Origin of the sequence: Neobacillus niacini (genome assembly GCF_036961885.1) — a bacterium.
In the GTDB taxonomy this organism is placed as follows: Bacteria; Bacillota; Bacilli; order Bacillales; family Cytobacillaceae; genus Neobacillus; species Neobacillus niacini_H.
Genome location: NZ_JBALNQ010000072.1, coordinates 17,458 through 27,376 on the forward strand (window position 1 = coordinate 17,458; position 9,919 = coordinate 27,376).

General features: G+C 39.2%; 11 protein-coding genes. 4 read left to right on the forward strand and 7 right to left on the reverse strand.

The window, feature by feature from the left end; translation table 11 throughout:
- The first annotated feature begins 103 nt into the window (after positions 1-103).
- On the forward strand, positions 104-1,636 hold the full coding sequence (locus V7124_RS24250; protein ID WP_335494184.1) for an FAD-dependent oxidoreductase: 1,533 nt from the start codon (positions 104-106) through the stop codon (positions 1,634-1,636).
- Positions 1,637-1,742: 106 nt separating this feature from the next.
- Here the strand turns inward: V7124_RS24250 and V7124_RS24255 are convergent, their stop codons facing one another.
- The 5 genes from V7124_RS24255 to V7124_RS24275 all read right to left on the reverse strand — a co-directional run bounded on the left by V7124_RS24255 (position 1,743) and on the right by V7124_RS24275 (position 6,043).
- Positions 1,743-1,877, reverse strand: coding sequence for a hypothetical protein (locus V7124_RS24255; RefSeq protein WP_302847211.1), 135 nt, complete (start codon positions 1,875-1,877; stop codon positions 1,743-1,745).
- Positions 1,878-2,122: 245 nt separating this feature from the next.
- Positions 2,123-3,592, reverse strand: a complete 1,470-nt coding sequence (locus tag V7124_RS24260) for an amidase family protein (RefSeq protein ID WP_335494187.1) — start codon at positions 3,590-3,592, stop codon at positions 2,123-2,125.
- A 95-nt stretch (positions 3,593-3,687) separates the two neighbouring features.
- The gene (locus tag V7124_RS24265; RefSeq protein ID WP_335410991.1) at positions 3,688-4,824 is read right to left on the reverse strand and encodes a DEAD/DEAH box helicase; all 1,137 of its coding nucleotides are present in this window, start codon (positions 4,822-4,824) and stop codon (positions 3,688-3,690) included.
- A gap of 120 nt (positions 4,825-4,944) precedes the next feature.
- Complete coding sequence (locus tag V7124_RS24270) at positions 4,945-5,784, reverse strand: MBL fold metallo-hydrolase (protein ID WP_420490591.1); 840 nt, start codon at positions 5,782-5,784, stop codon at positions 4,945-4,947.
- Between the two features lie 49 nt (positions 5,785-5,833).
- Positions 5,834-6,043 carry a heavy-metal-associated domain-containing protein gene (locus V7124_RS24275; RefSeq protein WP_335494189.1) on the reverse strand — a complete coding sequence of 70 codons (210 nt, stop codon included), beginning with the start codon at positions 6,041-6,043 and terminating at the stop codon, positions 5,834-5,836.
- A gap of 214 nt (positions 6,044-6,257) precedes the next feature.
- Between V7124_RS24275 and V7124_RS24280 the strand changes: the two genes are divergently transcribed.
- Positions 6,258-6,956, forward strand: a complete 699-nt coding sequence (locus tag V7124_RS24280) for a Crp/Fnr family transcriptional regulator (protein ID WP_335494192.1) — start codon at positions 6,258-6,260, stop codon at positions 6,954-6,956.
- Here V7124_RS24280 and V7124_RS24285 read toward each other — a convergent pair.
- On the reverse strand, positions 6,953-7,207 hold the full coding sequence (locus V7124_RS24285; RefSeq protein ID WP_335494194.1) for an amino acid decarboxylase: 255 nt from the start codon (positions 7,205-7,207) through the stop codon (positions 6,953-6,955). The genes V7124_RS24280 and V7124_RS24285 overlap by 4 nt on opposite strands.
- A 231-nt stretch (positions 7,208-7,438) precedes the next feature.
- Between V7124_RS24285 and V7124_RS24290 the strand changes: the two genes are divergently transcribed.
- Together V7124_RS24290 and V7124_RS24295 are read left to right on the forward strand one after the other, a co-directional pair.
- A complete protein-coding gene (locus tag V7124_RS24290; protein ID WP_335494196.1) occupies positions 7,439-8,029 on the forward strand; it encodes a copper resistance CopC family protein in 591 nt (196 codons plus the stop codon).
- A gap of 72 nt (positions 8,030-8,101) precedes the next feature.
- On the forward strand, positions 8,102-9,121 hold the full coding sequence (locus V7124_RS24295) for a copper resistance D family protein (protein ID WP_335494198.1): 1,020 nt from the start codon (positions 8,102-8,104) through the stop codon (positions 9,119-9,121).
- 29 nt (positions 9,122-9,150) lie between these two features.
- Here the strand turns inward: V7124_RS24295 and kynB are convergent, their stop codons facing one another.
- Positions 9,151-9,774 carry an arylformamidase gene (gene kynB / locus V7124_RS24300; protein ID WP_335494200.1) on the reverse strand — a complete coding sequence of 208 codons (624 nt, stop codon included), beginning with the start codon at positions 9,772-9,774 and terminating at the stop codon, positions 9,151-9,153.
- Between the last annotated feature and the right edge of the window lie 145 nt (positions 9,775-9,919).

Genomic DNA, 9,919 nt, shown 5'->3' on the forward strand with positions numbered 1-9,919 from the left:
TTATTTCCAAGTAATATTTTTTAATAAAAAGACCATTCATTACATTATTTCTTTAAAATTGGAAAAATTAATCCTATGAAAATATTATCTGGAGGGAATACATATGAGCTCATCTGAAAGCACACATCCTTTTCCACGAACATATTGGCGCGAAATAGAACTACCAACGTTTGAGCAACTGAATGAAGACTTAAACGTTGATGTTGCGATTGTTGGTGCCGGAATTACGGGTATTACCGCTGCGTATTTACTTGCGAAGGAAGGGGTAAAGGTCGCACTGATTGAAGCAGGCGGGGTGTTAAATGGAACAACTGGGCATACCACGGCTAAACTTACAGCACAGCATGAACTGATCTACGATGAATTAATCAATCATTTCGGTGATGAAAAGGCTAAGCAATATTTTGATTCTGCATCCAGTGCCATTAAATTCGTAGAAACCACCGCCAGTGAAAAAGGGATCGATTGTGATTTTAGCAAACAGGATGCCTATGCTTATGCAACAACGGATCAATATAGTAAGAAGCTAGAAACGGAATGGAATGCTTATCAAAAGCTAGGAATTGATGGTGGCTTAGTCGGCAATATTCCCTTTGATATTCAAATAAAATCGGCCCTGTTAATGCGAAACCAAGCACAATATCATCCCTTGAAATTTTTAAAAGGGCTGTTACAGGAGGCCATAAGTGCAGGCTGTACGGTTTATGAAAATTCGGTAGCGGTAGGAATCGAGGAACCGGAATCAACCGAACCAAAGGTTAAGATCAAAGGTGGTCACAAGGTTAGCTGCCGCCATGTACTTATTGCCTCCCATTTCCCATTTTACGATAAACCAGGTCTCTATTTTGCAAGAATGTATGCTAGCAGGTCCTACGCGATTGGGATTAAAACAGAACAGAAGTACCCTGGTGGAATGTATATAAGTGTGGACAGCCCAACACGATCGATTCGCTATACACCGATGGAAAGTGGGAACCTCCTTATTCTTGGCGGTGAGAACCATAAAACTGGCCAGGGAGTAGACACACTCACCCATTATCAGGCACTTGAATCCTTTGCGCAGGACGTGTTTGATTTATCAGAGTATCATTATCGCTGGTCTGCCCAGGATTTGGTTACCCTGGATAACGTGCCATATATTGGTCCCCTTACGAAAAGTAAAGAGCATATTTTGGTTGCCACAGGTTATAAAAAGTGGGGCATGACAACGGGAATTCTTGCCGCCCATTTACTTACTGATTACGTGCTGAAACGTGATAATCCATATAAGGAATTGTATTCACCGTCACGATTTGACGCTGATCCAGATCTTAAATCGATTGTCACAACCAATGCAGATGTTGCCAAACATTTACTAAAGGGGAAACTTGAGTTTGTCCCTAAGGATCCTGGGGATCTGCAGAATGGAGAAGGCTCAGTCGTCATGCACAATGGACAACGTGCTGGCGCTTATAAGGATGAGAATGGCAAGCTATACCTTGTTGATACCACCTGCACACATCTCGGTTGTGAAACGGAATGGAACCATGCAGAAAAATCATGGGACTGCCCATGTCATGGTTCCCGGTTCTCCTATGCTGGGGATGTAATTGAAGGACCAGCTAAAAAACCATTGGAATACCTTGGTGACCAGTGAAAAGTACGAAAAATGGGTCTTCATAACATCGATGATGAACAAAACTTATCTCGCCAGAAGACTTCACGACAATCTGAAAACGCCCCCTGCATGAGGGGGCGTTACTTTATTTACCATGCGGACGGTTGCGTTTTAAATCTTCTCCTGTTGAAAACTCAACAAGTTCAGCACTGTTCTTCATTCCCTTTTTACGGTTGTTATTTCGCTGGGCATTGGCATTACCGAGTTTCGTTCTTCCCACACTATCATCTCCTTTTAGAGAAATTCATAAAGGCTATTTTCGCAACGATTGATGTTAAAATCTTAAAGCCGATTTTAACGTGGCAATAGTTATTTTGATAGTTTGAATTTAGTTTGCAAGCTCTTTTCTTATTAAGTTTTTGTTGAATTCTGCTAAAACATAGCAAAATCATTATTGAATGTATAGAAAGCAACAAAGTTTAAGAAAAGAGCCTTCATAAATAGTATGAGTGTAAATATTTAAAGTTATTCTATCCCAAGAACTGGTGATTTCCTAAACCAAGTTAATTGTTCAAAAGCGTAGGCAGCCTCAATCAACTTAGGTTCACTATAAGCGGTTCCGGCAAAAGAAATCCCTACTGGTTCTCCTTCTGAAGTGTAGCCGGCAGGAACCGCTATGGTTGGGTAACCTGCTTTTGCACTAATTTGTGAACCTTCATCTCCTGGAAAAAGAATTACATCTAAATCGTACTGTTCAAGGGCATAATCAATTCCTCTAAGTGTAGAATGATATTGATCGAATTCCAGTGCCTTTATATATTCTTCCTCCGTAAGTGAACCACTAGTTTTCTCTGATTGACTCAGGACAGCCTGTCCATACTTGAGCATTTTCTCTTCGTTCCTACGATTAAAATCAATCAGATGGGTTAGCGACCGAACTGGTATGGACGGATGAAGTTTGTTTAAATAGGCGTTTAGATCTGGTTTAAATTCATAAGTCAAAACATCATACGACCATTTCTCTTTTGCAGAGGGGATTTCGATATGTTCCATAATCTCTGCACCTGCTGCCTCCAAAATAGCGACAGCATCATGGAAGATTTTTTGCTTTTCTTCACTTAGCTGTTCGATAAAACCGTCTGTAGCGATTCCGATTCTCTTTCCTTTGAGTCCGTCTTTACGCAGATGTTCAGTAAAGTCTTTTTCACAAAGTGGATTTGTTCGTGTAATTGGGTCTTGTTCATCTACTCCCGTTAAAGCATTCAATAGAATGGCTGCATCTTTAACGGTTCGTGCCATTGGACCTGCAGTATCTTGTGTATGGGCAATGGGAATAATTCCTCTTCTGCTAATTAAACCCACTGTTGGTTTAATTCCAACAAGTGAGTTTTGACAGGATGGATTCAAAATCGAACCTGATGTTTCCGTACCAATTGCTGCTGCCGCTAAATTCGCAGCAATGGCTGCACCAGAGCCAGAACTAGAGCCGCCAACATCAAATTTCCCTGGTCCATATGGATTTAACACCTGACCGCCACGTGAGCTATAGCCACTTTTCATACCTAAGGCCATAAAATTTGCCCACTCTGTCATATTTGTTTTACCAAGGATTACAGCCCCGGCCTTGCGCAGCATTTCGGCCACAAAAGAATCTTTTAATGCTATTGAGTCCTTTAATGCTAAAGATCCAGCACTAGTATGCATTTTATCAGCCGTATCAATATTATCTTTTATTAAAACGGGAATTCCATGCAACATGCTGCGTGGTCCTGTTTCCTTTCGTTCGGCATCAAGGGCTGAAGCGATTTGTAGAGCATCGGGATTAACTTCAAGGATAGAGTAAATGCTTTTATCAAAAACGGAAATTCTATGTAAATACATCCATACGAGTTCTTTTGATGTGAGCTCACCGCTAGACATCTTTTCCTGCATTTTTGTGATGGTTGCTTCCTCAATCCATCCATCCAGGAATTTTTTTAATTTTGGGTTTTCCATTCTTCCCCGCCTCCTATCATTCTAAATTTTATAATAATTATAAAAATTGAGCAATGCTAAAAGGCAGTGGGGTGTTTAATCCCCTACTGCCTTTTTTAACGGCGAGCCTTTTGTTCTGGTTCTGCAATTTCCCCTTTGTAAAATATTCTTTTTTGAGGGGTTACTTTTAGCTCATTGCAATAAAGTTTTAATTCTCGTTCTTCTCGCTCGGTCACTAAAGAAATAACGATACCATCCGCACCCATTCTTCCAGTTCTTCCCGCCCTGTGCACATATTGGGCAATATCCTTAGGGAAATCAACGTGTACGACATGGGTGACACCCTGAATATCCAATCCTCGTGCTGCAACATCTGTTGCAATCAGCATTTTCGTTTTGCCGTCACGGAACGCTTTAAGCTCTGCTTGCCGCTCAAGCTTCTTCATATCACTATGTAAAATTCCGGCTGATAGCTCTTTAAAATCAAACTTTTCTTTGAAAACTTGAATCTCACCGATATCATTAATAAACGCTAGCGCTTTAATATTATCCAAGCGAACTATTTTTTCAAGCAGCTTGATCTTATCTCTTGGTTCAGCAATAAAATAGATATGCTCTACATCTCCAGATGAAGCAAGCTCATCCTTTTCGATGCGAAGTACTTCAGGTTCCTTCGTCATTTCCTTTGCCAATTTCTCTGTGCCAGCTTTCATGGTTGCGGAGAATAAAACGACTTGGCGGTCTGCCATTGTTGACTTAACAATATTTTGGACGGTGTTGAGATGTTCTGGTATTAACAGCTGATCTCCCTCATCGAGAACGACGAGCTTAACTTCATGCATTTTTACCTTTTTTTGTTTAATTAGTTCATACAGGCGTCCAGGTGTAGCAAAAATGACATGGGGGCGCTTTTTTAATTTTTCGAGCTGACGTTTTACGTTTGCCCCGCCAATTATCGAGGTACCTCTAATTGCACTACCTTCAGACCACTTTTGGAATTCTTGGTAAACCTGCATAACTAATTCCTGTGATGACGCCATTACAACTGCTTGTAATGATTGTGAATTAGGTTCAACTTTATTTAATAATGGCAGCAAATAAGCAAGTGTCTTGCCCGTACCAGTTGGTGATTCTGCGATTAGATCTTTTCCTTCGATTATCAACGGTATTGCCGCTTCCTGAATGGATGTTGCCTGTTGAAAACCAGACTTTTCCCATGCTTCTTGTAAAAACGGGCTTAAGGTATTTAACATAATTGACTCCTTTTTTTATCTCATTTCTTCATATTATATCCGAACATTCGTCTGATAGTAACCTATTTAGAGAACTGTGTCCATAAAAAGCCCATTCCTTAGCAAGGAATGGGTTCACTTTCAATTCGTATATCGACTATTTTTTGGCATTGCTATTTCTTTAAAATTTGCTGTCAAATAGCTTAGATTCTCTCTTAAATCCTCGCCAGTCATCGGAATTCCGTGACCGGTTACTGCTATTTCGGGCTTAAGTGCCTCTAGCGTTTTAACAGATTCATACGCTGCATCCCAATCGGTTGTGTAATATCTTGGCGGTCCACTGATTTCCTGCGTTTGTGTCAGTACCTTATAAAGCGACTCTTGTTTCACTGTTACAAAGGCATCCCCTGCAATGAGAGCACGGTCTTGTTCACGAAATAGCGATACATGTCCCGGAGTATGCCCAGGAGTATGTATCCATTTCCAACCAGGCATATGCGGGATGGAACCGTCCTGCGGAAAAGCCTTAACTTGTTCACCAATATTAATTCCATGATTCGGAAACATTGGGGACAACTTTGCCACTAGCCCGGAATCCACACCTGGGTCCCCTGGGGGATAGTCCTGTTTACCGGTTAAATAAGGTATCTCTAACTCATGTGAATAAACGGGGACACGCCACTTTTCTAGAAGCGCAACTAATGAACCTACATGATCAAAATGACCATGTGTTAAAACAATCGCACTTGGGCGGGCTTCCTCACCAAAATGTTCGGTAATCATATCGGTAATTTCATCTGCACTCTTGGGCATCCCTGTATCGATTAGCACAAATTCATGTTGATTGCCCACTAATGCAAGATTGACTATTTGATTCGTATAACAAAAAACATCAGATAAAACGGCCATTCCCATTCCACTGCCTATGGAAGTCATGGGAAGAAATGCACTTTCAAACTTACTATCCTGATTTTGCTCCAAAAAAATCCCCCCTGTTATTGTTTATTATTTAACAGGGAGGAAAAATATATTAATCAAATGTACGTCTAGTCAATTTATGAATGGTGCAGTTTATTTCTTCTGATTCAATTATCGCTTCATTAAAATTAATTTCAATTTTTCCACTACCTGCTAAAACTTTTACCTTTTCAATACCTTGGTATCTTTTTATTTTCCGTTTAATATTTCCAATACACCCTGAACAGGCAACCTCGTTTAAAGAGAACTGAATTATACTCACTTTAAAAATCCCCTTTCTAAAATGATTTCAGTAAAAATTTTACCGAAATTTATACATTTTTCTTTATCCTTCACAGTTGGTGCTTGCTCCTTCATTTTATAAGAATCATTCTCATTTAACCTTGACGTACATCAAGAATTGATATGAATCACTTCAAATAATTATTAAAGAGGATAAACTTTAAGTATTAATTCATTTAAGGAGTGATCGGCGAATGTGTTGTGAACTTTGCCCCCAAGAATCTTCCTGCCTTACGACTGTTCCAGTATTTAACGGGATGAAGACTGAAGATATACAGGCATTACGAAAGGTTACAAGAAGCAGCAAATTTCAAAAGGGAGATTATATTTTTAGGGAAGGGGATCATTCTGAAACACTTTTTGTTGTAAAAGAAGGGTTGATTAAGCTAACGAAAACCTCAGCAGAAGGGAAAGAACAAATTGTAAGACTGCTGTTTCCAGGGGATTTTTTCGGGTTGTTTTCGTTATTAAGAGATGAAAACCACTATATGAATGCAGAGCCAGTCCAAGAAACAGTAATATGTTTAATAGAAAAAAGGGATTTTCTACAAACAATGGAAAGAAACTCTGATTTGTCGTTCCGCTTTTTGCTTGCTATGAACGATCGTTTATATGAAGCAGATGAGACCGTTGGAAATATGAGTTTATTGGAAGTGGAGCAAAGACTTGCGAGGGCGCTTGTTCTTTTTCACGATAAAATGAATACAAAAACAGGTGCCTTCACTCTCCCTATTACGAAGAAGGACTTAGCCAGCTTTATTGGAACAACTCCGGAATCTGTCAGCAGAAAGCTTTTGGCGTTTATGTCTCAGAGATATATTCATATGGAGGGGCAGCGCCAAATACAGATTCTAGAGTTGGATGAACTAAAAAGGATTTCTGAAATGCATTAGATTTCATTCAGCTTTATTGCCATTAGGCGGAAGTGCCCTGGTTCGATTTCATTGACGATTGCATTCATTCCTAAGGATTGGAAATTTGCAACGAGTGGCTCTCCTCTGTGGGGTAAATGAATCTCAATGATGGTTCCGACTGGAGCTGATTTTACAAAGTTTAAAATTTCCCTTCGTGGATGTTCACCCTTTAAGACTCTCTCGCGAATATCTATGACAGCTCTTTGGTTTTCTATTTGAATGTTTGGCATATTTCACTCTCTCCTTTTTATATTAAAATTGATTTAATTTTAAAATACACCTTTCTAGGATGCATTTTCCTAAGTTTACTGCAAATCCGCTTGTAAGGAATTGATATAAATCATGTATTTCAGGAGTATTTATGAACAGATTGTGAACATTATCTCGAAATTGATATATCTTCGGGGAAATGGTGGTAGAATGTTGAACAGCAAGAAAACAATATATCGGAGTTGAAAATGATGTTAAATAAAATTACTCTACTCTCTTTGTTGGTGTTCTTCATATTTGGAGCAAATGTCCTTGCACATTCCCACCTAGAAGATTCTACACCTAAAAATGGTGAGATCGTTACCGAGGCACTTAAAACGATCACTCTTTCTTTTGAAACGGATTTAGAATTTACAAGCTCTTTTACCTTACTTGATGAAAAAAATACCGCTATACCACTTTCTACGGTTTCAATTAACGGTAATCAATTAGTAGCGAATGTAGAGAATGAGCTTTTAAACGGATCATATATGATTCATTGGAAAATTATTGGCGAGGATGGTCATCCGCTTGAAGGCGATGTTCCTTTTTCCGTCCAGCTTCCAGAAAATACGATAGCACCCGATCAAGTTGAACCAACAGTATCGGATAAAACTGTGACCACGGTAACAGAATCTGCAACAGATACGGAAACAGTATTGAAAGAACAAGCTACAGAAACAAAAGCGGCTGTTTCTAATGAACCGTCAATGATGAATTATCTGCTGCCAGCTATTATTGGTTTACTTATCATTTTGGGCTTTGGTAGCTACTGGTTAATTTATAAAAGGAAACAAGTTTAGATGTTTATTGCAGGTATCGTAAGTGAGGCATTGCTGTATAGTTGTTTTTCGGTGTTACTAGGAAGCTTTATTATGAATCTTATTCCCAAAACAGCTCGACCGGAAATATCGATTCCAAAAAGTGTACTTTTAGGTGCAACTCTTGGTATTGCTATATTTTCATTTTTACCAGTGTTAAATATTGTTCTATATTTATATGAGGATCTGGGTTTAGCCTATACACTTCAGTCGGTGTTAACGAATTTTGATGTTGGAAAAACGTGGATTAGTACGGGACTTATTTCATTGATTTTGTTTATTTATCTGATTCCCATTAAACTTGAACAAAAACCTATAATTTCGTTGACAGGTCTCATCTTTACACTTATCTTAATTGCAAACCTTGGCTGGTCTAGCCATGCAGCCTCTTTATCCAAATTTGCAGGTTTCCTAACTCACACAGTCCACTTTCTAGCTATTACCGTCTGGGTTGGAATCCTTTTGGTTGTCAGCTGGTTTTCTAAGAATCATGACAATTGGTTGAATTTCTTAAAATGGTTTTCACCTGTAGCAGTTTTATGTTTGCTTACAACTGCCATTACAGGAATTTCTTTAATGACCTTTCACATGGAATTAACACAATATGTTAATGTAACCGCCATATCCTATGGTCAAACACTGTTAATTAAACATTTGGCCATTATTCCATTACTGGCTTTTGCCTTTGTTAACAGTTTTCTAATTCGGAAAAGATTAAAAAATGATCCTTCATATAATCCGCTACCATGGGCGAAGCTGGAAAGTATTATTGTACTCGTTGTTTTTTCAATCACGGGTGCACTTGGACAAGCTTCACCGCCGCATGAACTTAGCAGGATGGTAATAGCAGAAGGTACTTCAAAGCTATTTAGCTTTTTCCACCCTGGTGTAATTAGTTTTCCTTTACACTTTTCCCTAGGGATAGTTTCAGTAAGTCTGTTTATTGTAGCTTTCTTTTTCCTTGCCTTAATCATTATCACCTTTATCAAAAAAGCTCCAAAAGCATTGTCATTACTCATGAGTTTACTTTTTATCCTTACTGGGTATATGGGTTTTATGTTGAGCGTATCATGAAAAAACAGCGGGGATTGATCCCGCTGTTTTTATTTTTGATATGAACGCAATACCGCCCTAACTGGGCTGCCATCACCTTCAGCCAATGGCAATGGCAGGGCAATGAGTTCATAATCACCTGGTTCTACTTCTTCCAAAAGAACGGATTCTAGGATATGAATCCCGTTATTATTTAGACTATGATGGGCATGAAGTTCGATACTGTCAATTGGATCAACGGATGGAACATCCACCCCAATAAGACGGATTCCCTTTTTCGCTAAAAATGGCCCCAGATCAGCTTCCAAATGGGGGATAAACTCAGGAAATTCAGTGGAATTTCTCCATGAGAGTGTCCGTAACAACACTCTTTTACAGCCTTCTAAATCAATCCTTTCGAATTCCTTCGCACCGATACTTTCCTTCCCAATCATATCAATGACCCTGACTGGTCCAATGTACAATTCAAGATCTAAATCAATAATTCTTTTTCCGTTATCATCAAAATGAAAGGGAGCATCCACATGCGTCCCTGTATGGGTACTCATGGTCAAACTCCCAACATTTGCTGAACCACTATCAGCTTTCGACCATGAGACTTCGTAATGAAATGGCGTATCTCCTGGCCAAACTGGCATCCCATTAACTAGTCTTCTTGAAATATCAATAATCATTACCTTCACCCCTAAGACACTTTTGTTAAATTTCAGTCTGAGTTAAACTCGGCTGTTGATTTGCGCTACACTAAGGAAAGCATCATTGAATAATCATCTCAGGGACAGGCGTTCTTTGCCTGTCACGAGGGGCTACGCTTTCCGC